At 71.4% G+C, this 26,773-nt stretch carries 21 protein-coding genes; 15 read left to right on the plus strand and 6 right to left on the minus strand.

Annotated elements, in window-relative coordinates; all coding sequences use genetic code 11:
- Window positions 1-74: 74 nt before the first annotated feature.
- Both AB0I67_RS04155 and AB0I67_RS04160 read right to left on the minus strand, forming a co-directional pair.
- Complete coding sequence (locus tag AB0I67_RS04155; RefSeq protein ID WP_357917259.1) at window positions 75-980, minus strand: serine/threonine-protein kinase; 906 nt, start codon at window positions 978-980, stop codon at window positions 75-77.
- Window positions 981-1,019: 39 nt separating this feature from the next.
- Entirely contained in the window at window positions 1,020-2,744 is a 1,725-nt protein-coding gene (locus AB0I67_RS04160) for an N-6 DNA methylase (RefSeq protein ID WP_357917261.1), read from the minus strand.
- 54 nt (window positions 2,745-2,798) lie between these two features.
- Between AB0I67_RS04160 and AB0I67_RS04165 the strand changes: the two genes are divergently transcribed.
- The 3 genes from AB0I67_RS04165 (at window position 2,799) to icmF (ending at window position 7,689) form a co-directional block, all read left to right on the plus strand.
- Window positions 2,799-3,569, plus strand: a complete 771-nt coding sequence (locus AB0I67_RS04165) for a PP2C family serine/threonine-protein phosphatase (protein ID WP_357917263.1) — start codon at window positions 2,799-2,801, stop codon at window positions 3,567-3,569.
- Window positions 3,570-3,728: 159 nt separating this feature from the next.
- Entirely contained in the window at window positions 3,729-4,436 is a 708-nt protein-coding gene (locus tag AB0I67_RS04170; protein WP_357917266.1) for a CHAP domain-containing protein, read from the plus strand.
- A gap of 52 nt (window positions 4,437-4,488) precedes the next feature.
- Entirely contained in the window at window positions 4,489-7,689 is a 3,201-nt protein-coding gene (gene icmF, locus AB0I67_RS04175) for a fused isobutyryl-CoA mutase/GTPase IcmF (RefSeq protein ID WP_357917269.1), read from the plus strand.
- Here the strand turns inward: icmF and AB0I67_RS04180 are convergent, their stop codons facing one another.
- Window positions 7,690-8,355, minus strand: coding sequence for a Uma2 family endonuclease (locus AB0I67_RS04180; protein WP_357917272.1), 666 nt, complete (start codon window positions 8,353-8,355; stop codon window positions 7,690-7,692).
- Window positions 8,356-8,482: 127 nt separating this feature from the next.
- Between AB0I67_RS04180 and AB0I67_RS04185 the strand changes: the two genes are divergently transcribed.
- On the plus strand, window positions 8,483-8,926 hold the full coding sequence (locus AB0I67_RS04185; protein WP_357917275.1) for a hypothetical protein: 444 nt from the start codon (window positions 8,483-8,485) through the stop codon (window positions 8,924-8,926).
- Window positions 8,927-8,936: 10 nt separating this feature from the next.
- Here AB0I67_RS04185 and AB0I67_RS04190 read toward each other — a convergent pair whose 3' ends face one another.
- The gene (locus AB0I67_RS04190) at window positions 8,937-10,901 is read right to left on the minus strand and encodes a hypothetical protein (protein ID WP_357917277.1); all 1,965 of its coding nucleotides are present in this window, start codon (window positions 10,899-10,901) and stop codon (window positions 8,937-8,939) included.
- The gene (locus AB0I67_RS04195) at window positions 10,901-11,209 is read right to left on the minus strand and encodes a hypothetical protein (protein WP_357917280.1); all 309 of its coding nucleotides are present in this window, start codon (window positions 11,207-11,209) and stop codon (window positions 10,901-10,903) included. Before AB0I67_RS04195 ends, AB0I67_RS04190 begins: the two co-directional genes overlap by 1 nt.
- Before the next feature lie 153 nt (window positions 11,210-11,362).
- Here AB0I67_RS04195 and AB0I67_RS04200 point away from each other — a divergent pair, with 153 nt between their 5' ends.
- Both AB0I67_RS04200 and AB0I67_RS04205 read left to right on the plus strand, forming a co-directional pair.
- Window positions 11,363-13,237 carry a hypothetical protein gene (locus AB0I67_RS04200; protein ID WP_357917283.1) on the plus strand — a complete coding sequence of 625 codons (1,875 nt, stop codon included), beginning with the start codon at window positions 11,363-11,365 and terminating at the stop codon, window positions 13,235-13,237.
- Window positions 13,238-13,406: 169 nt separating this feature from the next.
- Window positions 13,407-14,555 (plus strand): AAA family ATPase, encoded by a 1,149-nt coding sequence (locus AB0I67_RS04205; RefSeq protein WP_357917286.1) that lies wholly within the window; start codon window positions 13,407-13,409, stop codon window positions 14,553-14,555.
- Window positions 14,556-14,891: 336 nt separating this feature from the next.
- On the opposite strand, the gene AB0I67_RS04210 is transcribed toward AB0I67_RS04205, so the two are convergent.
- Entirely contained in the window at window positions 14,892-16,385 is a 1,494-nt protein-coding gene (locus tag AB0I67_RS04210) for a BTAD domain-containing putative transcriptional regulator (RefSeq protein WP_357917289.1), read from the minus strand.
- Window positions 16,386-16,696: 311 nt separating this feature from the next.
- Between AB0I67_RS04210 and AB0I67_RS04215 the strand changes: the two genes are divergently transcribed.
- Genes AB0I67_RS04215 through AB0I67_RS04255 form a run of 9 tightly spaced genes read left to right on the plus strand, consistent with a single transcriptional unit; the run spans window position 16,697 to window position 26,748 of the window.
- Window positions 16,697-18,709 carry a hypothetical protein gene (locus AB0I67_RS04215; RefSeq protein WP_357917291.1) on the plus strand — a complete coding sequence of 671 codons (2,013 nt, stop codon included), beginning with the start codon at window positions 16,697-16,699 and terminating at the stop codon, window positions 18,707-18,709.
- Window positions 18,706-20,097, plus strand: a complete 1,392-nt coding sequence (gene pelF, locus AB0I67_RS04220; protein WP_357917294.1) for a GT4 family glycosyltransferase PelF — start codon at window positions 18,706-18,708, stop codon at window positions 20,095-20,097. Before AB0I67_RS04215 ends, pelF begins: the two co-directional genes overlap by 4 nt.
- Entirely contained in the window at window positions 20,094-21,383 is a 1,290-nt protein-coding gene (locus tag AB0I67_RS04225; protein ID WP_357917297.1) for a hypothetical protein, read from the plus strand. The genes pelF and AB0I67_RS04225 overlap by 4 nt, the downstream gene beginning before the upstream one ends.
- Before the next feature lie 13 nt (window positions 21,384-21,396).
- Window positions 21,397-22,125 (plus strand): sugar phosphate nucleotidyltransferase, encoded by a 729-nt coding sequence (locus AB0I67_RS04230; RefSeq protein ID WP_357917300.1) that lies wholly within the window; start codon window positions 21,397-21,399, stop codon window positions 22,123-22,125.
- A complete protein-coding gene (locus AB0I67_RS04235) occupies window positions 22,122-23,021 on the plus strand; it encodes an NAD(P)-dependent oxidoreductase (protein WP_357917303.1) in 900 nt (299 codons plus the stop codon). The genes AB0I67_RS04230 and AB0I67_RS04235 overlap by 4 nt, the downstream gene beginning before the upstream one ends.
- Window positions 23,000-23,881: an endo alpha-1,4 polygalactosaminidase gene (locus tag AB0I67_RS04240; protein WP_357917305.1), complete on the plus strand. Its 882-nt coding sequence runs from the start codon at window positions 23,000-23,002 to the stop codon at window positions 23,879-23,881. The genes AB0I67_RS04235 and AB0I67_RS04240 overlap by 22 nt, the downstream gene beginning before the upstream one ends.
- Window positions 23,874-25,127, plus strand: coding sequence for a nucleotide sugar dehydrogenase (locus tag AB0I67_RS04245; protein ID WP_357917308.1), 1,254 nt, complete (start codon window positions 23,874-23,876; stop codon window positions 25,125-25,127). The genes AB0I67_RS04240 and AB0I67_RS04245 overlap by 8 nt, the downstream gene beginning before the upstream one ends.
- A complete protein-coding gene (locus AB0I67_RS04250; protein WP_357917311.1) occupies window positions 25,124-26,059 on the plus strand; it encodes an NAD-dependent epimerase/dehydratase family protein in 936 nt (311 codons plus the stop codon). The genes AB0I67_RS04245 and AB0I67_RS04250 overlap by 4 nt, the downstream gene beginning before the upstream one ends.
- Complete coding sequence (locus AB0I67_RS04255; RefSeq protein ID WP_357917313.1) at window positions 26,056-26,748, plus strand: hypothetical protein; 693 nt, start codon at window positions 26,056-26,058, stop codon at window positions 26,746-26,748. Before AB0I67_RS04250 ends, AB0I67_RS04255 begins: the two co-directional genes overlap by 4 nt.
- Window positions 26,749-26,773 lie beyond the last annotated feature (25 nt).

Raw genomic sequence — 26,773 nt, forward strand, 5'->3', positions numbered from 1 at the left:
GAAATGATCAAGGAGAGAGCGCTCTCTCGCATGAGAGTGGCGCACCGGAGGAATCCTGTCAACGGTGGAGAATGCTACGGAAGCACGCGGCCGAGCAGCCGGGCGTACATCCGCTCCGGGCTCGGGTCCTCGGTCAGGAAACCGGGGAGCATCCCCAGGTCGACCGCGAACGGCTCTAACCGCGCGTACAGCGCGTCCATGTCGGCCGGCCGGTCCTCCGGCTTCTTCTCCAGCAACGCCCCCAGCAGCTCCGCGAGCTCACGGGAGATTCCGGGTACAGCCGGCGGCAGCTCCTTGACCTGCTTCTCGAAGACCACATAGTCGGTCGGGCCGGTGAAGATCGGCTCGCCGGTGAGCATCTCGTGCAGCACGCAGCCCAGCGAGTACAGGTCGCTGCGCGCGTCGGAGACGCCCTCCTGGATCTGCTCGGGCGCCATGTACGCGGGCGTGCCGAGGATCTGCCCGATCCGGGTGAGCTGCGGCTTGCCGGGCGGCAGGTTCATGTCGGCCTCGCGCAACATCGCCAGGCCGAAGTCGAGCACCTTGACGCTGCCGTCCGGGCAGAGCATGAGGTTGGTCGGCTTGAGGTCGCGATGCCAGATCGACAGCGCGTGCGCGGCGGCGAGGACGGCGGCGGCCTGGGCGGCGATCGCGCACGCCCACGGCACGGGCAGCGGTCCGTGCTCGCTCACCACGTCGGCGATGGTGACGCCCTCGATGAACTGCATCACCTGGAAGAGCCGCTGCTCGTGGGTGCCGAAGTCGTAGAGCACCGGCGCGCCCGGGTGTTCGAGCCGCGCCAGGATGCGGGCCTCGCGGATGAAGCGCCGCTCCAGCTCCTCGTCGGGGTCGCTGTGGAAGCGCAGCAGCTTCACCGCGACGCGGCGGTCGAGATGGCGGTCGTGGCCGGCGTAGACGGCGCCCATGCCGCCCTGGCCGAGGGGAAGGTCGTCGAGAACGTAGCGGTCTCCGATGACCATCTCTCCCCCTCCCCAGTCGTTCCCGGCAAAACTACACCGTCATGGGCGCAGGTGGCCTTCCGTCAACCCCTCGAAACCCAGGCGGACAAGTGTCTGCCCAAGAGAGGCGCTTTCACGCTGCGCGTCCTCCATCGCGACGAGCGCGCGGAAGGCTTCGCCGTAGCGGCGCTGCTCCTGGAGCGGCACCCGCGGCAGGCGGGTACGGCGGGCGTCGAAGCGGCTGGAGCCGGTGCTGGCGCGGCTCCCAGCGGCCCGCAGGAAGCCGGCGAGGAAGTCGGGGTCCACCCGGTCCGGATCGACCCGGTAGAGCGTCAGATGCGGCCCCAGGAAGGCGCCCGGCGCGGTGATCACGCGGACGCTGGAGTAGGAGGCGACCACGTCGCCCGGCTCGACCGCGACCAGTTCGGCGCCGGGGTCGACGCGGCCCGAGGGCGGCGTGCCGTACAGCAGGTCGTCGGCGGTCAGGACGGGCAGCTCGCCGCCGGTGAGCGCCAGTCGCGGCGGGGCGAGCAGGACGGTGACCAGCCCGGCCTTGACCAGGTCGCCGACAGTGGTGGACGGGTGCTCGTCCGGTCGGTCGAGCACTTCCAGGTCAGGCGGAGGCACGCTGGTGGCCAGGAAGCGCGCGCGGGTCTCGGCGAAGCGCCGGCCGACGTCGTCCTGGCGCCGGTGGCGGGCCGGGGTGAGGTCCACGTCGTCGGTGAGCAGGTCGATGATCCGCACGTTCTGCTCGTGCTTGGCCAGGGCCTCGGCGACGGTCGCGGCGTCGCCCTCGGTGAGCAGCACCTCCGACGGCGGCCGCTCGCCGGCCCGGGGGCGGCGCAGCACCCACAGATCGACCGCGCCCAGGCCGGCCACGGCGCGGAGCGCGCCGGCGCGCAGCAGGTTGGCGCGGATGCGGCGACCGGCCTTGCGGCTGGCCGCGGCGGGCGGCATGAGAATGGCGACCAGGCCGCCGGGCCGTACATGGGTGAGGCAGTGCTGGACCCACGCCAGCTCGGGCTCGCCGCGCGGCGGCACGCCGTACTCCCAGCGGGGGTCGCCGGTCAGCTCCTCGTAGCCCCAGAACCGCTCGCCGAAGGGCGGGTCGCAGATCACCCCGTCAGCGCGTTCGCCGGGGAAGCCGTCCTGGCGCATGGCGTCGCCGGCCACGATCTCGGCCTCGATCCCGCGCAACCGCAGCCGGGCGGCGGCGATCCGGGCGGAGGTGGGGCTGAGCTCCTGGCCCAGCGCGCGCTGCGGCGCGGCGGCCAGCAGCAGGGTGCCGACCCCGCAGGCCGGGTCGAGCAGCGTGCCCTCACCGACGACGCCGAGCATGAGCGCGGCGAGCTCCTCGCGGGTGACCGAGAGCTGGCGCGAGTGCGCCTCCAGGTAACGTTCGCAGAGCGTCTCGTAGGCCCGCGCGGCGCCCTGCTCGGCGGCGAGTTCGCTCACCAGGGCCGCCACGTCCGGCTGCAAAGCGTGATCTTGGCCGGTCAGGAGCGCCCCGGCCTCGGCGAGCACGTCGCCGAGGTGCAAATCTCCTGCCGCTTTCAGGCGTTGCCACACCCGGTCGGCGAGCGATACCTGGTAGGACTTGCCGTAACGGCGAAGCCATCCCTCGATCTGGCGCAGCGAGAACAGGGGCTGGCTGGCCGTCCCGCCGATGGGCTGGGGGAAGTCGTCGTGGCGACGCCGCCAGTTGCTGACCGCGGCCCGGCCGACACCGGCGAGCCTGGCGATGTCGCCGGCGTTCACGGTGTCGTAGGCGGGATCCTGGTCCATGAATCCACCGTAGCACGCTTGTGAAGTCTTTCAACCAATGATTTACTGGTGTCCATGAAGCACAACATCCGCTATGCCGCAGGATCAGACGTGGGCCGCCGCAGGGAGCAGAACGAGGACGCGGGCTACGCGAGCGCGCGCCTGCTCGCGGTGGCGGACGGCATGGGCGGCCACGCGGCGGGTGAACTGGCCAGTTCCGCGGCCATCGCGGTGATGCGCGAGCTCGACACGAAGCTGCCCGAGACCGGGGCCGACCTGGAGGCCGCGCTGGAAGGCGCGATCCACGAGGCCGGACGCCGGCTCGTCGAGCTGGCGGAGATCGACCCGGCCCGCCGCGGCATGGGGACCACTGTGACCGCTCTGCTGTGGGACGGCTACGCCTTCGCGCTGGCGCACCTCGGCGACTCGCGGGGCTACCTGCTGCGCGACGGCGCGCTCTACCAGATGACCAAGGACCACACCCTGGTGCAGTCGATGGTGGACGAGGGGCGGATCACCGAGGATCAGGCGGCGGTGCACCCGCGCCGGTCGATGGTGTTGCGCGTGCTCGGCAGCGAGGGCAGGGCGGAGCCCGACATGGCGCTTCGCGAGGCGCAGCCTGGAGATCGCTACCTCCTGTGCTCCGACGGGCTCACCAACGTGCTCGGACCGGAGACCCTGCACGAGGTGCTGACCACGTTGGCAGACCAGGCCGCCGCCGTCCAGCGGTTGATCGATCTGGCCAACGACGGCGGCTCGCCCGACAACGTGACCGTGATCGTGGCCGATGTGGTGGCGCCCGGGGAGGGCGACGAGACGGTCTTCCGGGTGGGCGCCGGCGCCTGATCCGTCACACCCGCGGTATTTCACCTCAGAGATTGACAACTTCGGGATGTCCGGCGCAGGTCGGCGAAGCGGCGATTACAGTCCATCGATAGCCGCTCGTTTCTCTTCTTCGCAAAGGGAGTCGTCCTGGATCCGATCGGTGAAGATCTCCTCGAAGTGGTGCGCCCCGAACTCGGTTACCGGGAGAAGGGCGGCCAGCACACCAAGTTCGGCGAGTGGTACGCGGATCGTCTCAACGACTCCCAGTACCGCAACGCGCCCTGGTGCGACATGTTTCTCGCCTGGGCCGCCGACAAGGCGGGGGTCGCGCAGTATGTCGGGCAGTTCGCCTGGACCCCCTCCCACGCCGCCTGGTTCATCAACCAGAACGCCTGGTCGGCCACCCCGGAGCCGGGCGCGCTGGTCTTCTTCGACTGGCAGGGCGGCAAGTCCTACAAGGGCATCGACCATGTCGGCATCGTCGAGCGGGTGGCGGGCAAGAAGATCCACACGATCGAGGCCAACGTCGACCGCGTCTGGCTCAAGCGCAAGACCCGCACCGACGAGAAGGTGGTCGGCTACGGCTTACCCCGCAAGGTCAAAGAGGCCCTCCAGGCCCCGCGTACGGTTCCCAGTGCCGACGCGCAGAGCCCGCTGGAGACGGTCAAGGTGCTGAGCGAGCGCGACGCGCCCGAGCCGTTCCTCGCCGGGCCGATCATCCCGCTGACGCTGCTGCTCGGCATGGTGCTCAGTATCGTGGTTGGAGCGTTCCGGTTCACCGGCCGCCGCGGCGTTCACCGCCGGCCGATCGCCGAGCCGGCACCCCTGCCGACACCGGTTCGACTGCACCCTTACGAGAAGCGGGAGAAGGCGGGAGCTGGGAAATAGTAGGACGTCCTAGTATCTTTCGTAGCGGCACCTCACGAAGGAGTGACAGGACGTGCACGTACTGGCCCACCCCGTACGGTTCGTGACCGCAGCGGCGCTGTTCGACGGCCACGACGCCGCGATCAACATCATGCGGCGCATTCTCCAGACCCAGGGCGCGGAGGTCGTGCACCTGGGGCACAACCGCTCAGTCCAGGACGTCGTGACCGCCGCCATCCAGGAGGACGTGCAGGGCATCGCGATCAGCTCCTACCAGGGCGGCCACGTCGAGTTCTTCAAGTACCTCGTCGACCTGCTGCGCGAGCGCGGCGCCGGGCACATCAAGGTGTACGGCGGCGGCGGCGGGGTGATCGTGGCCGAGGAGATCGCCGAGCTGCACGCGCACGGCGTCACCCGCATCTTCTCCCCGGAGGACGGCCAGCGTCTCGGCCTGCCCGGGATGATCAACCAGCTCATCGCCGAGTGCGACGAGCCCCTGGTCGAGCCGCCCGCGGTCGAGGCCGTGCTCTCCGGCGACCAGGCCGCCCTGGCCCGCGCGATCACCCTCATCGAGACCGGTATCGCCTCCGACGAGCTGCTGAGCGGCCTGCGCTCGGCCGGGCGCAGCGCCCCCGTGCTCGGCATCACCGGCACCGGCGGCTCCGGCAAGTCCTCGCTCACCGACGAGCTGCTGCGGCGCTTCCGGCTCGACCACGACGACAAGCTGCGCATCGCGGTCATCGCGATCGACCCCACCCGGCGCAAGGGCGGCGGCGCGCTGCTCGGCGACCGCATCCGGATGAACGCGCTCGGGCCGCAGACCTACTTCCGCTCCCTGGCCACGCGCGGCGCGGCGGCCGAGGTGCCGCCGCACCTCGACGACGTGATCACCGCCTGCCGGGCGGCCGGATACGACCTGATCATCGTCGAGACGCCGGGCATCGGCCAGGGCGACGCGGGCATCGTGCCGCACGTGGACGTGCCGATCTACGTGATGACCCCCGAGTTCGGCGCGGCCTCCCAGCTCGAGAAGATCGACATGCTCGACTTCGCCGAGGCCGTCGTGATCAACAAGTACGAGCGGCGCGGCGCCGAGGACGCCCTGCGCGACGTGCGCCGCCAGCTCGTCCGCAACCGCGGCGCCTTCGGCGTCAAGCCCGACGACATGCCGGTCTTCGGCACCATCGCCGCCCGCTACAACGACGCCGGGGTCACCGCGCTCTACCAGCACCTCCGCGGCCTGCTCGCCGAGCGGGGGCTGCCCGCCGGACCCGGCCTGCTGGCCCCCGTCGAGGGCCGCACCTCGCAGACCGCCGCCGCCATCGTGCCGCCCGCCCGGGTGCGCTACCTCGCCGAGATCGCCGAGACCGTGCGCGGCTACCATGACGAGACCGCCGCCCAGGCGGCCATCGCGCGCCGCCGCCAGCAGCTCGCCGCCGTCCGCGACCTGCTCGACGCCGGTACGGCAGGCGAGGTCGAGCGGCTGCACGGCGTGGCCGAGAACGAGCTGTCGGAGGAGAGCCGCCGCCTGCTCGCCGAATGGCCCGCGTTGCGCGAGCAGTACAGCGCCGAGGAACTGGTGGTGAAGGTCCGCGACCGGGAGATCCACACCCCGCTCTGGCGCGAGACCCTCAGCGGCAACCGCATCCCGCGCGTGGCCCTGCCGCGCTTCGAGGACCACGGCGACCTGCTGTCCTTCCTGCGCCGGGAGAACCTGCCGGGCCGCTTCCCGTTCACCGCGGGCGTCTTCCCGTTCAAGCGCGACGACGAGGACCCGACCCGGATGTTCGCCGGCGAGGGCGACCCGTTCCGCACCAACCGCCGCTTCAAGCTGCTGTCGGAGGGCCAGCCGGCCACCCGCCTGTCCACCGCCTTCGACTCGGTCACCCTCTACGGCAACGACCCCGACCTGCGCCCCGACATCTACGGCAAGGTCGGCACCAGCGGGGTGTCCATCGCGACCCTCGACGACATGAAGGTCCTCTACGACGGCTTCGACCTGAGCGCGCCCAACACCTCGGTGTCGATGACCATCAACGGGCCCGCTCCGACCATCCTGGCCTTCTTCCTCAACGCCGCCCTCGACCAGGCCGTCGAGCGCTTCCAGGCCGAGCACGGCCGCGCGCCCTCCGACGCCGAGGCCGCCGACCTGCGCGCCCGCACCCTGGCCACCGTCCGCGGCACCGTGCAGGCCGACATCCTCAAGGAGGACCAGGGCCAGAACACCTGCATCTTCTCCACCGAGTTCAGCCTGCGCATGATGGCCGACATCCAGGAATGGTTCATCGCCAACGGTGTGCGGAACTTCTACTCGGTCTCCATCTCCGGCTACCACATCGCCGAAGCCGGGGCCAACCCGATCAGCCAGCTCGCCTTCACCCTGGCCAACGGCTTCACCTACGTCGAGGCCTACCTCGCCCGCGGCATGAAGATCGACGACTTCGCGCCCAACCTGTCGTTCTTCTTCTCCAACGGCATGGACCCCGAGTACTCCGTCCTCGGCCGGGTGGCCCGCCGCATCTGGGCGGTGGCCATGCGCGAGAAGTACGGCGCCGCCGAACGCTCGCAGAAGCTGAAGTACCACATCCAGACCTCGGGCCGCTCGCTGCACGCCCAGGAGATGAACTTCAACGACATCCGCACCACGCTGCAGGCGCTCATCGCCATCTACGACAACTGCAACAGCCTGCACACCAACGCCTACGACGAGGCGGTCACCACCCCCTCGGCCGAGTCCGTACGGCGGGCCATGGCCATCCAGCTCATCATCAACCGGGAATGGGGCCTGGCCCGCAACGAGAACCCGCTCCAGGGCTCCTTCATCATCGACGAGCTCACCGACCTGGTCGAGGAGGCGGTCCTGCGCGAGTTCGAGCGCCTGTCCGACCGCGGCGGCGTGCTGGGCGCGATGGAGACCGGCTACCAGCGCGGCAAGATCCAGGACGAGTCGATGGTGTACGAGACGCGCAAGCACGACGGCTCGCTGCCGATCATCGGCGTCAACACCTTCCGCGGCGCGGCCGAGGAGGCGCCCCGCAAGCTCGAACTCGCCCGCGGCACCGAGCAGGAGAAGCAGTCGCAGCTCCAGCGGCTCACCGGCTTCCAGGAGCGCAACCGCAGCGAGGCCCCCGAGGCGCTGCGCCGGCTGCGCGAGGCGGCCATGTCCGACCGGAACGCCTTCGAGGTGCTGATGGAGACGGCCAGGGTCTGCTCACTCGGGCAGATCACCGACGCCCTCTTCGAGGCGGGCGGGCAGTACCGGCGGAACGTGTAGCTACTCCTCGCTCCACACCTGCCACGACCCGGTCGGGACACTCACCCCGATCGGGTCGGGCAGCACCACGGTCTCGCCCAGCTTCCACGCTTCGGTGTGCAGGTAGGCGCCGGCGGCTGCGTCGGGGATGGAGTGCAGGGTGACCTGCGCGACCTTCGGATCGAGGTCGATCAGCAGGTAGTAGGGGATCTCGGCCCGGGCGTAGCCGCACCACTTGCCGCGGCCCGACGTCTTGCCCGTCGGGGGCCGGTCCTGGACGGCCGTACTGGGCGAGGTCACCTCCACGACCAGTTCCACCTGGTCGGGCACCAGGTGGCGGAGGTTGGCGTTCCAGGCGTCCTCGTACAGGTCGACGTCCATGACGACGAGGTCGGGGATGTACCCGTTCTCCTCGGCCATGAAGGCCAGGCTGTTGTTCTGGACGCAGCGCCACCGGTAGCCGGGGTCCTTCACCAGCTCGCGGTCGAGCAGGTTGGAGAGCTGCTGGAGGATGCCGCCGTGCCGGAAGCGGGGGGCTGGGGACACGATGATCTTCCCATCGATGATCTCGACACGGGAACCGTCGTCGGGGATGTGAAGGTAGGCGTCGAGCTCGCCTGACAGCCACATCTGGAACGCCGTGTCGGGAAGCTGCACCCGGTGCGGCGAGACGTCGGCGATGGTCATCCTCTGTGACTCCTCCCTCACGCGATGCTCCCGTTCATCGTAGGGACCGGCCTTCCTCAGCGTACGCCGAACGCCGGAAGGCCCCTGGCCGCTAGGCTGGGCGATCCCGGCAAAGGAGGTCGAATCCGTGCTCCGGCGACTCGTGGTACTCCTCGCGCTTGCCGTACTGGCGGCCGGCTGCGGCGGCTCCTCGTCCGCGACGGGCGAGCAACTCGCCGCGGACGGCGAGAAGATCATGGCCTGGAAGGACTGGGTCGCCCCGAAGATCACCGCACGGGCCGACGCCGACCAGCCGTGCGACGGCGGTTCCAAGCGGGTGTTCGCCGCCACCGCCGGGATCGCCTACGCCGAGGCCGACCCGGACAACCGGCTCGACAGCCTGCAGACCCTGGTCAGCGACCGGTTCACCGAGGTGGGCTACACCCCGGCGACCGCCGCCGACCAGGCGGACAGGACCGACTCGCGCACCCTCACCTGGACCAAGGAGGGCCTGACCTTCACGGCGGTCCTCACCCCCGGCGCCGGGGACGAGGTCGCCGTGCAGGTCAAGGGCGAGACCGCCTGCGGCTAGGCCCGGCGGCTCACTTCTTCTTCTCGTACTTGGTCTTGGCCTCGGCCTCCGCCTCGCGGCTGCTGCCCGTGGCGGAGGCGATGTCCACCTTCTTGTCGAAGGTCGAGCCGTCGCCGTCCACGTCGTTCTTGTCCATCCAGTCGGAGATCTGGACCAGCTTGTCGGCGGCGTTCTTGTCCTTCATGAGCTCCTCGATGGGGATGGGCTTGCCGTCCTTCATCAGCTCGGGCGGGAACGGGTGCTCGGTGGGGTAGCCGGCCTCCAGCAGGATGTAGGCCAGCTCGTAGCGCTGGATCACCGTCGCCGCGTCCCGGCCGTTGTTGAGCTTGGCCACCCGGGTGGCGTCCTGGTCGCCCTCCACCCACGAGTCCAGGCCCTTGCCGGTGGCGAACTTCAGCGCCTCCCAGCCGACCAGCACGGCCCCGCGGCCGCCGGGGATGCGGTCGATCACGCCCACGGTGAGCAGGTCCTTCATCAGGCCGCGGAACTTCTTGTCGCTCTCGTCCATGTCGCCGCGGACCTTGGCGGTGGCCGCGTACTCCAGCCCGGCCAGGTTGCCCATGACGCGCGAGGCGAGCTGGAAGTAGCCGGGGTCCTTGCCGGTCCTGGCGATGGCGTCGGCGTCGGCCCGGGCGGCCTCGGTGAGCAGCTCCCTGCGGAAGGCGCCCATCTCCACGTCGAAGTCCTGGGTCGCCTGGTCGTGGTCGACGAAGGTCTTGAGGAAGTTGTAGGTGTCCTGCTGGCTCAGGTAGAAGCTGGGCGTCAGGCCGGGCACCTTGGAGAAGTTGGGCGGCTCCTGCCGGCTGGAGCCGCGGCCCAGGGCGTCGTCGAAGCGCGCCCCGGTGGCCAGCTCGTGCTTGTAGGAGACGCCGAGCTTCGACAGGGAGTCCTTGAGGCTCCAGTTGACCTCCGGGCCCTTGGCGCCGGCGGCGAGCATGAACTCGAAGGCGAACTGCGAGGCGCCGGGGGAGTGCTTGCCCGGCTGCTCGTCGTGCACGCCGGAGCCGGCCTCGACGGCGCGGCCGAGGGCGTCGCCGACGTCGTCGTTCATCCGCGAGTAGCCGAGCAGCGCGTCGAAGGTCTTGCGGTAGTCGCCCGGGTTCATGCCCCAGAGGGTGTCGCGGGCGGCGACGGGGTCCTTGCCGAGCAGGTTGAGGGCGAGCGCGACGTTGTCCTCCGAGACGGCTCCGCCGTACCCGCGGGAGGTGGCGAAGCCGCCGCGGAAGTCCTGGTCGGGGTTCTTGGCGAAGTCGTTGAGGGTGGCGCCGGCGACGGCCTTGACGACGTCGGTGGGGAACTTGCCGTACTGCAGGAGGGCGAGCTTGTTCCAGGCGTCGGCCTTGTTGCGCGGGTCGCCGGGGTCGGTGAGGAGCGTCTTGACCTTGTCCATGCCGGGCGTGGCGAGGTTCTGGGCGCTGAACGCGACGCCGAGGGCCTTGGAGAAGACCTCCAGGTCCTGGGCGGCGGTCTTGCTGCCGGTGGCGTAGAGCAGGCTCGGGAGCATGGTGAGCCGGTGGGGCGGGTCGAGGCTGGTGAAGAAGGCCGCCATGACCTCGGGGTCGGCGAGGTACTTCTCCAGCTCCTGGGCGACCTTGTGCATCTCCTCGGCGCTGGCGCCGTCGGTGCGGTTGAGGGCGTTGAGCCGGGCGGCCAGTTCCTTGCCCTTGGCCTGCGCCTCGGCGAGGGTCATCGGCGGCTCGGGCACGAAGGTCTTGCTCTCCGGCTGGGTGGCCCAGGGGTCGCGGCGTTGTTCGAGGGCGATGCCCAGGTCGAGGCGGCGCCGGGCCTCGGGGACGATCCTGGCGATGTCATCGCCGATGGTGGCGAGCTGGGTGAGCAGCGAGGTGTCGATCCCGAGGTCGCCGAAGTCGCGGGAGAAGCGGCCCTTGACCGCGCTCAGCGTGCTCGCGCCGGTGGACATGGCGCTCACGGTCATCTTGAATTGGCCGCAGTGCATGCCGCTGAAACCGGACATCAGATGTTCCCCTTGCGCATCCAGCGGAAGGTCTGCGCCTCCGATTCGGTGACCTCCGCGGGCTCCGCCGCGATGGCGGCGTCGATGGCGCCGAGCACGGACTCGGCCAGCTTGTTCACCCTGTCGCGCCGGCCGGTGACCTCGGGCGCCACCTTGTCACGCCACGGGCCGCTGATGACCTCGCCGCCGCCGAAGTCCTTGGCCGGCCGGTCCAGGGCGGTCTTGACCGATTCGTGCTGGGCCAGCCATTGGCCCCGAAGCTGTTTCAGCGCGGAGAGTTTGGGGTTGGGCACCATTTTGTCCCCCATGGTGGCTGCCTCCCTTCTGCATCCGGAGTGGCACCCGATCCTAGGGAGACATAAGTGCATCATTCCCGCGAATTGTGGATCCAGCGTGAAAGTGCCGTTCAACCGGCTCGCAACCGGCACCCGTCTCACTGGACCCGATAGGGGGTTACACCGATGGTGAGCGATGTGCGCCAGTCCGACGGGTGCCCGGACCTCGAGTTCACGCTCAAGGGCGGCGAGCACGCCCTGCACGCCGAAGGCGACCTGCGCGCCGGCCGGCGCTGGTTCGAGTCCGCCTACCGGGCGGCCGAACTCGGCGGTGACGGCGAGGGGCTGGCCCGCGCGGCACTCGGGCTGGGCGGCGTCTGGGTGCACGAGCACCGCACGGCCGCCGAGGCCGCGGCGGTCCGCGCCCGCCAGAAGCGCGCCCTGGCCGCCGTCGAGCCCGGATCGCCGCTGGCCCTGCGGTTACGCGCCCGGCTGTGCGCGGAGGAGGACTACCGCACCGGCCGGCACACCGCGATCCTGCACGTCCTGGCCCAGGCCCGGCTGGCCGGCGACATGGTCGCCGTCGCCGAGGCGCTCAGCCTCGCCCACCACTGCCTGCTCGGCCCCGCGTACGGCCCGCTCCGCCTGGAACTGGCCGAGGAGCTCATCGGCCAGGCCTCGCACACCGGACGGCACGGCGACCTGGTCATGGGCCTGGTCTGGCGGACCGTCGACCTCTTCCTCGCCGGCGAGCCGCACGCCACCCGCTCCCTGGCCGAACTCCGCGGCACGCTCAAGCGCCGCGAGCACCTGGCCGGCTCCTTCGTGGTCCGCGCCATCGACGTCATGCTCGCCATCCGCGCCGGCCGGCTGGCCGAGGCCGAGGAACTCGCCCTGGAATGCGCCGAGAGCGGCGCCGCCGCCGGCGACATCGACGCCACCATCTGGTACGGCGCGCAGATCCTGACCATCCGCTGGTTCCAGGGCCGGCTCGGCGAGCTCGTCCCCGCGCTGACCGAACTGGTCAACTCGCCCGACCTGTCCACCCTCGACTACTCCTACACGGCCGCCCTGGCGATGGCCGCCGCCGGCACCGGCAACCGCCGCCTCGCCTCCGGCCTGCTCGCCCGGCTGCGCGGCGGCGACCTGCCGAGCTCCAGCATCCTGCTCGTCTCTCTGTACGGCATGGCGGAGACGGCCTGCGAGATCGAGGACGCGGGGACCGCGGCACAGCTCTACGAGCGGCTGCTGCCGTACGCGAAGCTGCCCATGATCGTCAGCCTGGGTGCGACCTGCTTCGGCTCGGCGCAGCACGCCCTCGGGGTCGCCGCGCTGACCACGGGCGCGGTGGACCTGGCGATCCAGCACTTCCGGGCCGCGGTGCGCGACAACCTGGCGCTCGGGCACTGGCCGGCGGCGGTGCTGTCCCGCTGGCGGCTCGCCCAGGCGCTGGCCCGGCGGCACGGACCCGGCGACGAGAGCGCGCGACGCGAACGCGCCCAGGCCGAGGACGAGGCGGCCGAGCTCGCGATGGCGCTGCCGGCCGAGTCCACCCCGCGCGCGCACGTCGAACGGCGGGGCCGCCAGTGGCACGTCGAGCTCGGCGGGCGCGTCGCGCTGGTCGACCACAGCGTGGGGATGGGCTACCTGGCCACGCTGCTGGCCAACCCCGGACGCGAGATCCGCGCCGCCGACCTGGCCGGCGGGTCGGAGGACGGGGTGACCAACCAGCCCCTGCTCGACGGGCAGGCCGAACGCACCTACAAGGAGCGGCTCAACGAGCTGGAGAGCGACATCGAGGAACTGGAGGCGATGTACGACACCGAGCGGGCCACCGCGCTGCGGGCCGAGCGGGACTGGCTCATCGCCGAACTCGCCGCCGCCACCGGGCTGGGCGGGCGGGTGCGTAGCTTCACGGGCAGCGACGAGCGGGCTCGCATCGCGGTCGGCAAGGCCATCCGGCGGGCGCTGGCCCGCATCGCCGAGGCGGACCCCGTGATCGGGGCCGAGCTCAAGGCCGGCGTCCACACCGGCCTCCGCTGCAGCTACCGCCCCCGCTGACGCGCCTCGCGCCACCTTCGCCCCGCCTTCCACCCGTGGACTGTGCACGGCCCGCGCTCGCCTGCGGTTCCTGCCGCGTGGACGCCCGCCTCGCCTCCCGCACTCTGTCGCTTGGGCGGCTCGCCTCGGCTGCCGGTTTCTGTCGGCGGGGCGGCGTACGCTCGCCCTGATGATTACCACCCTGGCCGTCGAGAACTACCGCTCCATCCGCAGCCTGGTGCTCGAGCTCTCCCAGCTCACCGTGATCACCGGCGCCAACGGCAGCGGCAAGTCCAACCTCTACCGCGCCCTGCGCCTGCTCGCCGACGCCGGGCTCGGCGGGGCCGTGGGCGCGCTGGCCAGGGAAGGCGGCCTGGAGTCCACCCTGTGGGCCGGTCTGGAACACCCCGGCGGGGCGGTCCGCCGGGGCGAGCGCCCGGTCCAGGGCACCGTCCGCTCCGGGCGGATCAGCCTCAAGCTCGGCTTCGCCGGCGACGACCTCGGCTACGCCGTCGACTTCGGCATCCCGATCCCCGGCGAGAGCCTGTTCAACCACGATCCCGAGATCAAGGCCGAGTCCGCCTGGGGCGGCCCCATCCTCCGGCCCGCCACTCTCCTGGCCGAACGCCGCGGCCCTGTCGTCCGCCTGCGCGGCTCCGACGGCTGGGAGCACGTGCCGTACCGCCTCAGCCCCTTCGACAGCATGCTCACCGAGGTGATGGACCTCGACCTCGTCAGCGTCCGTGAGCGGCTGCGCTCGTGGCGGTTCTACGACCACCTGCGCACCGACGCCGCCGCCCCGGCCCGGCACGCCCAGATCGGCACCCGTACCCCCGTGCTCGGCCACGACGGCGCCGACCTGGCCGCCGCCCTCCAGACCATCAACGAGATCGGCGACGCCGACGCGCTCGCCAAGGCCGTCGAACACGCCTTCCCCGGCAGCCGGGTCGAGATCGTCCCGCTGGGTGGCGGCCGCCTCGAACTCGGCTGGCGCCAACACGGCCTCCTGCGCCCGTTGACCGCCGCCGAGCTTTCGGACGGCACCTTGCGTTACCTGCTCCTCGTCGCCGCCCTGCTCACCCCCCGGCCGCCCGCGCTCCTCGTCCTCAACGAGCCCGAGACCAGCCTCCACCCCGACCTCCTCACCCCCCTCGCCGACCTGGTGGCCACCGCTTCACGTACCACCCAGATCGTCTTGGTCAGCCACGCCCGCCCTCTCGTGGCCGCCTTGCGTGACCAGGGGGCACAGACGGTTGAGCTGGTGAAGGAGCTCGGCGAGACCACCATCTCCGGCCACGGCCCCCTCGACGGCCCCGCCTGGACCTGGCCCAAACGCTGACCCACCGCCTTCCAGCCCGGGGATGCCCCCTGTACGGCGAACACCCCGCACCCCCACCCCACCGATGCGGCGAGAGGCCGTGCGGGAGGGTGGTGATCCTGTGCGGCGGGCAGCCCGCCCGCCGCCCCACCGATGCGGCGAGAGGTCGTGCGGGAGGGTGGTGCTCCTGTGCGGCGGGACCCCGCCACCACCCCACCGATGCGGCGAGAAGCCGTGCGGGACGGTGGTGATCCTGTGCGGCGGGGACCTGGCCGCCGCCCCACCGATGCGGCGAGAGGCTGCGCGGGAGGGTGATGATCCTGTGCGGTCGCGAGCGGGGTGACTACAGAGTCCGGCTCAGCTCCGACGCTCGGGTCGGATCGCCGGTGTGCAGAGCGCGCAGTGCGGGCGGCGGGGGTGGACCCGCTGGTGGCGGCGAGGGCGGGGCGGCGATTCGGGAGGTGGGGTAGCCGGTGGCGGGCCACCGAGGGCAGAAGGCGACGCTGGGTGAGCAGGGGCGGGTGCAGGGGCGGACGCGGGGGTGTTGGCGGAGGCGGGATCGGGGTCAGTGGTGAGGCCGGGCGTTGCGGCGGCGCCCGGGTTAGCGCTGGGGCTGGGGGTCGCGGCGGGGTGGGCGGGGACGGGGTCAGAGGTGGGATTAGAGGTGGCGGGGCCGGCGGCGGGACTAAAGGGGGGCGTGGGGGCGGAGGCGGCAGGGTCGAGGGTGGGGCTGGAGGTGGCGGCGGGGCGGCGGGTGGGATCCGGGGTGTGACCGGGGTCGGGGGTGGTGGGGCTGGGGGTGAGGCCGGGGTTGGGAGTGGCGGTGGAACCGGAAGACGTGCGGGGGCCGGGGGCGGGACTCAGGGTGGGGGTGGAGCCGAAGGTTGAGGGAGCGCCGGTGGCGGGGCTGGAGTCGAAGGTTGAGGGAGCGCCGGTGGCGGGGGTGGAGTCGAAGGTTGAGGGAGCGCCGGTGGTGGAGGTGGAGCCGAAGGTTGGGGGAGGGCCGATATTGGGCGTCCCGAAGGTTGAGGGAGCGCCGACAGTGGGCGTGGAGACAACCAGGGGGGCAGGGAGGATGAGGGGTGGGCGGTCGGTGGGGTTGAGGGAGGAGTCGTTCGTGAGGATGGCCAGCTCCAACCGCCGAAGCTCCGCCGACGGTTCAAGCCCAAGCGCCTCGCAAAGGTGCCGCCGAGCGTCCCGGTACGAGGCGAGGGCCTCGGCCTGGCGGCCGGAGCGGTAGAGGGCAAGCATCAACTGCGCCCGGAACCGCTCCCGCAAGGGATGCTCCCGAACGAGCACGGACAGCTCCCCGATGAGCTCGGAGTGGCGGCCAAGGCGAAGGTCGGCGTCGATGCAGTCGCCATGAACCGCCAGCCGTTCCTCTTCCAGCCGGGTGGCCTCCTGATGAAGGACAGGGGTGGCGTCCAGGCCGGACAAGGCGGGGCCACGCCAGAGGCCGAGGGCGGCCCGGAGGAGGTCGCTGGCCCGGGCGAGCCGACCTGCCATGAGGGTCTGGCGCCCTTCGTGGGCGAGGCGTTCGAAGCGGCGGGCGTCGACGGCGTCGATCGGGGTGCGCAGGGCGTAGCCGTTGGTGCGGTGGACGATGACCTCGGCGGTGCCGAGGAGCCGGCGCAGGCGGTGGAGCTGGAGGCGGAGCCGCCGACCGCCCTGGTCGCCGGCGTCGGGGCCCCAGAGCGAGTCGATGAGCAGGTCACTGTGGACGACCGCGCCCGGGCGGCACAGGAAGAGCGCCAGCAGGGCCTGCTGCTTGCCTGATCGGACGGGCAGCACGCGGTCGCCTTCGCTGACTTCCAGAGCGCCCAAGATTCCGAATCGCAGCCCGAATTCCATGGTCGCTCCAGGAGGATGCGCAGTGATTTTTGACTAAAGGAGGATAAAGCCTGCCTGGGTGCCGCATTGGCTGATCGGCGAGAAACGGGCCTGGAACTCAAGTGAAACTCTCTGATCTCACACTGTCTTCATCATTCGGCTGCCTAGGTCGCTAATGGCGGCACGTAGGAGATAAATCCGTGAAAAAAGGCTATATAGCGTGGACCGCCCTCCCGATAGCACTCGGCCTCACGGCGTCGCCATTGCCGCAGAAGCCGCTTAAGCAAGAAAACGGGCAAACCCCAGCGCATGCCGCACCGGATCGGGGCGAGGTGGCCCGGCCCAAGGTGGAGAAGGGCAAGCCCCTGCCCAAGGCGACCGGCCTGGCCCCGGTGCCGGTCGACGGCCGGTTGAAGGCCGGGGCGGAGGCCGGGGCGGAGGCCGGGGCGGAGGGCGCGACCCGGTCTCTCGCCACCGCGGGCGAGGTCCAGGCGGCGCCGGTGACGTCGAAGGTGGGGCTGCGCGCCCTGGTGGTGGGGGTGGACGCCGACGACTTCGGGGTCGCGACGTGGAAGGCGGTCCTGGACCGGGTCGGCCTGCCGTACGACGTGGTCCTGACCAGGACCGAGGCGCTGCCCGAACTGCTGCGGGCGGACGGGGCGGGCCGGTACAACGCGATCCTGCTGACCAACAACGCGCTGCTCTACCACGACGGAAACGGTTACGTGAGCGGCCTGGACGCCCAGGAATGGAACGGTCTATGGGCCTACGAGCGTGACTTCAAGGTCCGCCAGGTCTCGCTCTACACCGCCTACGGCACCTACCCCGAGGACTACTGCCTGCGGCCGGGCAGCGAGGGCGGCAACCCGCTGACCGCGACGATGACCGGCCAGGGCGCGCCGATCTTCGACTACCTCAAGCCCACGGCGAGCATCCCGATCACCCTGTCGTACGTCTACAAGAGCACGATCCAGCCCGGCTGCGCCGCCGAGCCGATCCTGCAGTCGGGCTCGGACGTGCTGGGCGTCAAGAGCACGAGCGCCGACGGCCGCGAGCGCGCGGCGCTGACCTTCACCTCGAACCAGTACCTGCCGCAGGCCGACCTGCTCACCTACGGCCTGCTGCGCTGGGCGACGCGGGGCCTGATGCTGGGCGAGCGCAAGCACTACCTGAACGTCGACGTCGACGACTGGTTCTCCTACACCGACCACCTGCAGGCCAACGGCACGGTCAACAGCAACCCGGGCTTCCGGATCTCCCAGGCCGACGCGCAGAGCACGCTCAACCAGCAGAACGCCTTCCGCGGCGCCAACCCGCTGGCCGGCGCCTTCAAGCTGAACATCGCCTACAACGGCGAGGGCTCCAACCCCAACGGCCTGACGCTGTGCCTGCTCAACCTGGGCGGCGAGCCGCTGAGCAACTGGTCGAGGTGCAACCAGAGCGTGTTCACGTGGATCAACCACACCTTCACCCACCCGAAGATGAACACCACCGACTACGCGACCAGCCTGAACGAGATCAACCAGAACCTCGCCCGCGCCGGCCAGCTCGGCCTGGCGGTGGACAAGACGGTGCTGAAGACCGGCGAGTACTCCGGCCTGGGCGTTTACCACCCCGACCCGAACAACGACATCGACCCGCCCACCGACTACGGACTGAACGCCTCCAACCCGCACCTGCTCAAGGCGGCCAAGGACGCGGGCGTGAAGTACCTGCACGGGAACATGTCGTTCCCCAGCCACAGGCCGAGCTGCTTCAACTGCGGCACCTACCACCCGATGGAGCCCTCGCTCCTGGTCGTCCCGGACTGGCCGGTCAACATCGCCTACCACGTGACGACTCCGGCCGAGGAAACGCTCTTCTACAACTCCTATTACGGGCCTAACGGTAAATTCCCCTACTGGCCCACCGACCAGACGTATACCCAAATAGTCGGGCACGAGGCTGATGTCGCGCTTCAGCATGTGATGTCGGGATCTGTCTATGCGCACACCTTCCACCAGGGCAACCTGCGCAACTACGGCGGGAACAAGAACCTGACCTTCGACTGGCTCAACGCCGTCGCCGCCAAATACAAGAACTGGTACAACGTCCCCCTGCTCACCCCCGACTGGGGCGGCCTGGCCGGCTACGTCGCCGGCCGCAACGCGCACTTCACCGCCCTGTCCGCCGGCGCGGACGCCGTCCACGACCGCACCGCGGGCACGGTCACCTTCACCTCCCCGGTCAACGGCTCGGTCCTGGCCACCAACGCCGGCGGCACCGCCTACGGCACCGACAGGACCGCGACGATCACCCTCACCGCGAACACCCCTGTCACCGTCCCGGCGGGTGCGCGTCCGTGAAGGTGACCCTGGTCTCCGAAGGCACCTACCCCTTCGCGATGGGCGGCGTGAGCGTCTGGATGGACCAGCTCATCCGCGGCATGCCCGACCACCGGTGGGGCGTCGTGACGCTCACCGTGGACGGCGCCGAACGCCCGGTCTGGGAGCTCCCGGACAACCTCGACGAAGTCGTCTCGATGCCTTTGTGGCCGACCACCCCGCTCCGGCGCTCCACGCGGGCGCCGGAAACGGGGTTCCACGAGCCCTACGGCGAGTTCCTGCGCATGATCCTCACCCCGGCGGTGATGGGCGACGGCAGCAGGGAGTTCCTGGACATCCTGCGCCGCCTGTCCGCCTGCGAGGACCTGGTCGGCGCGCTGACCAGCGCGGAGGCGCTCACCCAGCTCATGGACTGCTGGTACTGGAACCGGCTCGACGGCATCAACCTGGCCGACGGCATCACCGCCTCGCACCTGCTGGGCCACATGCTGCGCCCGCTGGCCGCCGAGCCGATCCGCACCGACCTGACGCACGTGGCGATGAACGGCCTGAGCATGCTGGTCGCGATGGCCGCCAAGTGGCGGTACGGCACGCCGATCGTGCTCTCCGAGCACGGCGTCTACCTGCGTGAGCGTTACCTGCAGTACCTGACCGAGCCGGTGAGCCACCCGGTCCGCGTGCTGCTGCTGAGCTTCTTCCGCCGGCTGGCCGGCGCCTCCTACGCCATCGCCGACCGCATCGCGCCGCACTCCTCCTACAACAAGCGCTGGCAGGTGCACGGCGGCGCCGACCCCGAGCGCATCCACGTGATGTACAACGGCGTCGACCCGGCCGACTTCCCGCTCGCCACGAGCGAGCCGGAGCGCCCGACGCTGGTCTTCATGGGCCGGATCGACCCGCTCAAGGACCTGCACACGCTGATCCGCGCCTTCGCCATCGTCCGCGACAAGCTGCCCGACGCGGTGCTGCGCATCTTCGGCGGCACGCCCGAGGGCAACGAGACCTACCACGCGAGCTGCGTGGCGCTCATCGCCGAGCTCGGGCTGGAGGGCTCCGCCGTCCTGGAGGGCCGGGTGTCCACCCAGGTGGAGGCCTACCACGCCGGGCACGTCGTCGCGCTGACCAGCATCTCCGAGGGCTTCCCGTACACCGTGGTCGAGGCGATGGCGTGCGGGCGGCCGGTGGTCTGCACGAACGTCGGGGGAGTGGCCGAGGCGGTCGCCGACGCCGGGCTGGTCGTCGCGCCGCGCGACCACGTCGCGGTCGCCGAGGCGGCGATCCGCCTGCTGACCGACCACCACCTGCGCCACCGGCTGGGCGCGGCCTCGCGCGAGCGCGTCATGGAACGGTTCACCCTCCAGCAGTCGCTCGACGACTACCGACAGGTCTACGAGGAGCTCCTGCCATGAGCGAGGAGCTGGCCCGCCGGCTCAACCCGAAGCTGGTCCAGGCGGTCGAGCCGCTCCAGGTGGCCGCGGCCCTGGAGTCCGAGGGGCTGAACGACAAGATCGCCCGCGACCGGTACGGTCACCACGACGTCTTCTCCCTGGCCGAGGCGGTCTACGACCGCCTGGTGCGGGAGTCGGAGCCGCCACCGGGCGGCGTGCGGCGGCGCTCGCGGGCGTTCGCGCAGCTCAGCCACGGCCTGCTGTACGCGATGCCGGGCGCCCTGCTGCCGGCCGCCTCCGCGCTCGTCGGGGCGCGGTGGCTGATGCCCGGCCTGGTGCTCACCACCGGCGCGGGCTGGGTGCTGGGCGGCTGCCTGGCCAGATTCGGGTACGGCACGCCCGCCTCGGCCGGCACGGCGTTACGCCTCGGCCTGCTGCTGGGCGCCGGGATCGCCGCCGCGATCGGCCTGGCGTTGCAGGCCCCGCCCGCGCTGCTGGCGCTCTGTGTCGCCCAGATCACCTTCCAGCTCTGCTCCGGGATGTTGCTCATGCACCGGCGCGAGGGCGTCATGGCGGTGCTGATGGCGCCCGGCGTGCTGGCCGGGGCGCTGTACCTGGCGATCGGCGAGCCTGTGGCGGCCGTCCTGGCCGTGACCGTGGGCGCCGGGTGCATCGCCGCGGTGGCCTGCGCCGCCGTACTGCTCACCAGGGAGCAACGCGCACCGGTCCGGGTGCCGGCGGGACTGCCGGCCGGGCTGGCGCACACCGCGCTGACCGCGCTCTTCCTGCTCCAGGCGGAGGCGCGGTACGTGGTCGAACGGCCGGACCTGGCGGTGGCCGGGGCCGGGCTGGTGCTGGGCATGGGGGTGCTCGAGTACCGCGCGCACTGTTTCGAGGACGACGTCCGCGGGGTGACCAGGCAGGTCTGCTACCCCGTCGAGTTCACCAGGCAGGCCCAGCGCCTGCTGCTGCACGGGCTCGGCTGGTGCCTGGCCGCGCTGGTGGCGCTGTCGGCGCTGCCGTTCCTGTTCGTCGCCCTCACCCCGGAAGGGGTGGTGATGGCGCTCGCGCACGTCGTGCTCGGCGGCGCCTACTACCTGTCCTTCCTCCTGGCCAACCAGGGCCGGGTGGCCGAGCTGTGCCTGGCCCAGGGGGCGGCGCTGGTGCTGCATCCGGGCATCAGGCTGGCCGCGCCGCTGCCGGTGCTCTCCGACACCCTGCTCTTCCTGGCCGCCTGCCTGCTCTTCCTGTGCCTGCTGCTCGTCCTGACGGCCTCGCGGCTGCGGGACGTGTGGGCCTACCGATAAGGAGAACTTCCCCATGCACGTGGTCATCCTCGCGGGCGGAAAAGGCGTGCGCCTGCGCCCCTACACCTCGGCGCTGCCCAAGCCGCTGGTGCCGATCGGGGAGGAGTACGCCATCCTCGACATCATCCTGCGCCAGCTCACCGCGCAGGGCTTCAGCAGCGCGACGCTGGCCGTGGGCCACCTGTCGCCGCTGATCAGGGCCTTCGTGGGGGACGGCTCGCGGTGGGGGCTGCGGGTGGACTACACCGAGGAGGTCCAGCCGCTGTCCACCATCGGCCCGCTGTTCTCCATCCGCGACCAGTTGCCCGAGCACTTCCTCGTCATGAACGGCGACGTGCTCACCACGCTCAACTACGCCGAGCTGCTGGCCTCGCACAGCGGCTCCGGCGTGCCGCTGACGGTCGCGACCGCGCCCCGCGTCGTGAAGATCGACTTCGGCGTGCTGGAGGCCGGGGCCGGGTTCATCACCGGCTTCCGGGAGAAGCCGCTGCTGTCCTACCTGGTCAGCATGGGCGTCTACGCGCTGTCCAAGCAGTCGATCATGCATTACCCGGAGGGCATGGCCTTCGGCTTCGACGAGCTCGTCCTCGACCTGCTGGCCCGCGACACCCCGCCCGCGGTCTACGAGTTCGACGGCTACTGGCTCGACATCGGCCGCCCGGACGACTACGACGAGGCCAACGCGCGCTTCGACGAGTTCCGCGGCCTGCTGCTGCCGCAGGAGCCGGAGCCGGTCCGATGACCGCGATCCTGCTGCTCGGCGGCTCGGGTTTCATCGGCCGGCACGTTCGCGCGCTGCTGGAGGCCGACCCGCGGGTCACCTCCCTGACCTGCGCCGGCCGCGCCCGGCTCGACCTGCTGAACGCGGGCACCGCCGAGGTCGCGGAGCTGCTGCGGGAGAGCGGCGCCTCGGTGGTCCTCAGTTGCGTGGGCCGCCTGACCGGGCCCGCCGACCTGCTCCTGCGGGCCAACGCCGGGGTGGTCGCGCAGCTCATCGAGGCGATGGGCCAGGTCTGCCCGCGGGGCCGCCTGGTCCGGCTGGGCTCGGCGGCCGAGTACGGCGTGACGCCGCCCGGCACCACCGCCGGGGAGGACGACCCGGCCCGGCCGGTGAGCTTCTACGGCGTCAGCCACCTGGCCGGGACCGGCCTGGTCGGGAACGCCCCGGTCGAGGCGCTCTCGCTGCGCGTCTTCAACCCGGTCGGGCCGGGCGTCTCCGCCCAGAACGTGCTGGGCCGGGCCGCCGCGCTCTTCGCCGAGGCGGTCGCGACCGGCCAGCGTGCGGTCCGGATGGGCTCGCTCGGGGCGATGCGCGACTTCGTGGACGTGCGCGACGTGGCCGCCGCGGTGGTCGCCGCCGCCTTCGCCGGGCCCGCCGGGGTCTACAACGTCGGCAGCGGCCAGGCCGTGCCGGTGCGCCTGCCGGTGCGGCTGCTCGCCCAGGAGGCGGGCTTTTCCGGGGAGATCCTGGAGGAGGAGGACGAATCGGCCCGCTCGGCCGGCGTCACCTGGAGCCAGGCCGACATCGGCCGGGCCCGCCGCCTGCTCGGCTGGTCGCCGCAGATCCCGCTGACCGCCTCGGTGCGGGAGATGTGGCTGGAGCTGGAGGGCGCCCGGTGCGCGGCCTCCTCGCCCTGACCGTGGTCCTCGCCACGGCCTGCTCGCCGTCCGGCGCGGTTCCGGGCCCGGCCTCCGGTACGGCAGGCAAGCCGGTGCGCTCGTTCGCCTACCAGCTCCAGGGCTACCCCGGCGGCAGGCTCGACCACCTGGCGAAGGCGCCGCACGACCTGGCGATCATCGACCTGTCGCGGGACGCCACCGTCCCGGGCTACTTCGGCCGCGAGGAGATCGAGCGGCTTCGCCGTACCGGCAAGAAGGTCCTGGCCTACTTCGAGATCGGCTCGATCGAGGAGTTCAGGACCGAGTTCCCCGCCACCGACGGCCTGCGGCTCAACCGCTGGGACGAGTGGCCGGACGAGCACTTCGTCCGCTTCTGGGAGCCGGCGTGGTGGGACCGGGTGATCCGCCCGCGGGTGGACCAGGCGGTCCGGGCCGGGTTCGACGGCGTCTACCTCGACACCCCGCTGGCCTACGAGGAGATCGACCTGAAGCTGGTGCCGGGGGAGAGCCGGGCCTCGCTGGCCCGGCGGATGGCCGACCTGGTCATCCGGATCTCCCGGCACGCACCCGGCCTGCTGGTCTTCCCGCAGAACTCGCCGGAGCTGCGCGAGCAGCGCGGCTACACCGAGGCCATCGACGGCATCGGCATGGAGGACCTGTTCTTCCGCGACGACCGGCCCTGCACGGAGGACTGGTGCGCCGAGAACCTCGCCGGCGCGAAGGCCCTGCGCGAGCTCGGCAAGACCGTGCTCGCCACCGACTACGCGACCTCCCCGGCCAACGTCCGTGCCGCGTGCGCCAAGTACGCCGAGCACGGCTTCGCCGGCAACGTCACCACGCTCGATCTCGATCACATAGGGAGACCCTGCAATGCCTGAAGTCGTAGGTGTCGTCGGCCTGGGCTACGTGGGCCTGACGCTCACCGCCGCCCTGGCCCGCAAGGGCTACGTCGTCCACGGCGTGGACGCCAATCCGGCGGTCGTCGAGGCGCTCTCGCACGGCCGCATCCACCTGTTCGAGCCGGGCGTCGAGGAGGTCTTCGCCGAGCACCTGGGCAAGACCGTCTTCATCGGCTCGGCCCTGCCCGACGTGCCGCTGGACGCGGCGATCCTGTCGGTCTCCACCCCGGTGTCCGGCGGCTCGCCCGACCTGGCCAACCTGGAGGCCGCGGCGCGCTCGGTCGGCGCCGCGTGCGGCCCGGAGACCCTCGTGGTGGTGCGCAGCACCGTGCCGGTCGGCGCCAGCCGCGGCGTCGTGCTGCCCCACCTGGCCGAAGGCGCGCGGCTGGTCATGGCGCCCGAGCGCACCATCCAGGGCCAGGCGCTGCGCGAGCTGGTCGAGCTGCCGCAGGTGGTCGGCGGCCTCGACGAGGCGTCCCTGGCGGCGGGCGTCGCGCTGTTCGAGGGGCTGGCCGACCAGATCGTCCCGGTGTCCTCGCTGGAGGCGGCCGAGCTGGTCAAGCTCTCCAACAACTGCCACACCGACCTGATCTACGCCTACGGCAACGAGCTCGCCCTGGTCGCCGAGCGGCACGGGCTCGACCCGCTGGAGGTCATCCGCGCCTGCAACCTCGACTACCCGCGGCCCGACCTGGCCAAGCCCGGGTACGTGGGCGGCGGCTGCCTGTCCAAGGACCCGTACATCATGCTCGCCAGCGGGGGCTCCGACCTGGTCCGCGCCGCCCGCGCGCTGAACGAGCGGCTGCCCGTGCACGTCGCCGAGCGCCTGGTGGCGCAGGTGCGGGAGGTCTTCGGCAGCACGGAGGGCATCCGGCTGTCGGTGCTCGGCTGGGCCTACAAGGGCTGGCCGGCCACCGACGACATGCGCGGCACCCCGATCGAGGCGATGCTGCCGGTCTTCGCCGCCGCCGGGCTGATCGTCCAGGGCCACGATCCGCTCGTCCCCGAGGAGGTGATCAGGCAGTACGGCGGGCAGCCGATGAGCCTCGACAAGGCGATCTCCTCGGCCGACGCGCTGCTGGTGATCAACGACCATCCCGACTACCGGGAGCTGGCGGTGGACTGCTCGCGGATCCGCGTCGTCTTCGACTCCTGGCGCATCCTCGACGAGGCGGCGGTGCGCGCCCAGGGCGCCCGCTACGCCGGGATCGGATACGCGCGATGAGGGCCCTGCTGCTGGGCGGCGCCGGCTTCATCGGCCTGCACCTGGCCCGCCGGCTGCTGGCCGACGGGCACTCGGTCACCATCGCGGACGACTTCTCGCGCGGCAGGCACGACTTCACCGACTTCACCGACATCCGGTCCTGCGACCTGACGGATCCGGCGTCGTACGCCGACCTGGACCCGGCCGGGTGGGACCACGTCTACCTGCTGGCCGCCGTGGTCGGCGTGCGCAACGTCGAGGCCGACCCGTCCCGGGTGCTGCGGGTCAACTCGCTCGTCGCCCTCCACCTGCTCGACTGGATCCGGCCCGGCCAGCGGCTCTTCTTCGCCTCCACCAGCGAGGCCTACGCCGGAGGCGTCTCCACCGGGCTCGTGCCCGTCCCCACCGCGGAGGACGTGCCGCTGGTCATCGAGCAGGTCGCCGCGCCGCGCTTCAGCTACGCCATCAGCAAGACCTTTGGCGAGGCCGCGGTCCTGCACAGCAAGGCGAGCGCGGTGGTCGGGCGCTTCCACAACGTCTACGGGGCGCGGATGGGGGTGGACCACGTCATCCCGGAGCTGTCGCTGCGGGCGATGCGGGGCGAGGACCCGTTCGTGCTGTACGGGGCCGACCAGTCGCGGGCCTTCTGCCACGTCGACGACGCGGTCGAGGCGATGGTGCGGCTGATGGCCTCGCCGTACGAGGGGGTGGTGCACATCGGCAACCCCGAGGAGACGAACATCGGCGACCTGGCCAAGCTGATCCTGCGCATCGCGGGGGCGGACCCGGCCGTCCGGGAGGTGCCCGCGCCCGCGGGCTCGGTCGCGCGGCGCTGCCCGGACATCTCGCTGCTGCGCGAGGTCACCGGCTTCGTGCCCCGGGTCGGGCTGGAGGACGGGGTGGCGCGGACCTTCGCGTGGTATCGCGAGCACGTGTTCCAGGAGGTCTCGTGAGGGAACCGATCTGCTTCTACTACGGCGACGGCGAGCTCGACCGGCTCTCCCGCTTCGAGAAGGTCGTCCTCCAGGCCGACTTCTACAGCCCCGCCCAGCTCGGCCACCTGCGCGGGCGCGGCGTGCACACCCTGGGCTACCTGTCGCTCTCGGAGGACGTCGGCCCCTCGGCCCCCTGGCAACGGGCCGAGCGCAACCCCGACTGGGGCGGCGCGTTCGTGCACGTCGGCGACCCCGGCTGGATGGCGCATGTCGTCTCCCAGGCGCGGGACGCGATCGGCCGCGGCTTCGCCGGGCTCTTCCTCGACACGCTCAACCTGGAGCAGACCTACCCCGAGGACCTGCCCCACCTGCTCACCCTGATCGCGGCCATCCGGGAGGAGGCGCGGCCGGACTACCTGCTGGCCAACCGGGGGTTCGGGCTGTTGCCGCAGCTCGCGGCGCTGGTGGACGGCATCCTGTTCGAGTCGTTCTCGGCCCGGTGGGTGGACCTGGAGACCTACGCGCCCTGGCCGGACGACGTGCTGTCCTTCCACGGCGTGGTGGCCGAACAACTGCTGGAGTACGACCTCGACCTGTACGCCCTGGACTACGCGGACAACGAGGAGCTCACCCGGTTCGCCCACCAGCGGGCGCAGGAGTTCGGGATGCTCTGCTTCGTCAGCGACCGGGCGCTGTCGAGGGTGTGAACCGGCCGGTGGCGGACCCCGTCGG

This window comes from Nonomuraea sp. NPDC050310, from assembly GCF_040655795.1.
In the GTDB taxonomy this organism is placed as follows: domain Bacteria; phylum Actinomycetota; class Actinomycetes; order Streptosporangiales; family Streptosporangiaceae; genus Nonomuraea.

Coding starts and splice junctions, on each gene's coding strand:
- AB0I67_RS04195 (WP_357917280.1), bottom strand. CDS start 11,209: ATGGGGGACAAAATGGTGCCCAACCCCAAACTCTCCGCGCTGAAACAG.
- AB0I67_RS04155 (WP_357917259.1), bottom strand. CDS start 980: ATGGTCATCGGAGACCGCTACGTTCTCGACGACCTTCCCCTCGGCCAG.
- AB0I67_RS04160 (WP_357917261.1), bottom strand. CDS start 2,744: ATGGACCAGGATCCCGCCTACGACACCGTGAACGCCGGCGACATCGCC.
- AB0I67_RS04250 (WP_357917311.1), top strand. CDS start 25,124: ATGAGGGCCCTGCTGCTGGGCGGCGCCGGCTTCATCGGCCTGCACCTG.
- AB0I67_RS04210 (WP_357917289.1), bottom strand. CDS start 16,385: ATGGAATTCGGGCTGCGATTCGGAATCTTGGGCGCTCTGGAAGTCAGC.
- AB0I67_RS04180 (WP_357917272.1), bottom strand. CDS start 8,355: ATGACCATCGCCGACGTCTCGCCGCACCGGGTGCAGCTTCCCGACACG.
- AB0I67_RS04230 (WP_357917300.1), top strand. CDS start 21,397: ATGCACGTGGTCATCCTCGCGGGCGGAAAAGGCGTGCGCCTGCGCCCC.
- AB0I67_RS04165 (WP_357917263.1), top strand. CDS start 2,799: ATGAAGCACAACATCCGCTATGCCGCAGGATCAGACGTGGGCCGCCGC.
- AB0I67_RS04190 (WP_357917277.1), bottom strand. CDS start 10,901: ATGTCCGGTTTCAGCGGCATGCACTGCGGCCAATTCAAGATGACCGTG.
- AB0I67_RS04235 (WP_357917303.1), top strand. CDS start 22,122: ATGACCGCGATCCTGCTGCTCGGCGGCTCGGGTTTCATCGGCCGGCAC.
- AB0I67_RS04200 (WP_357917283.1), top strand. CDS start 11,363: ATGGTGAGCGATGTGCGCCAGTCCGACGGGTGCCCGGACCTCGAGTTC.
- AB0I67_RS04245 (WP_357917308.1), top strand. CDS start 23,874: ATGCCTGAAGTCGTAGGTGTCGTCGGCCTGGGCTACGTGGGCCTGACG.
- AB0I67_RS04205 (WP_357917286.1), top strand. CDS start 13,407: ATGATTACCACCCTGGCCGTCGAGAACTACCGCTCCATCCGCAGCCTG.
- AB0I67_RS04225 (WP_357917297.1), top strand. CDS start 20,094: ATGAGCGAGGAGCTGGCCCGCCGGCTCAACCCGAAGCTGGTCCAGGCG.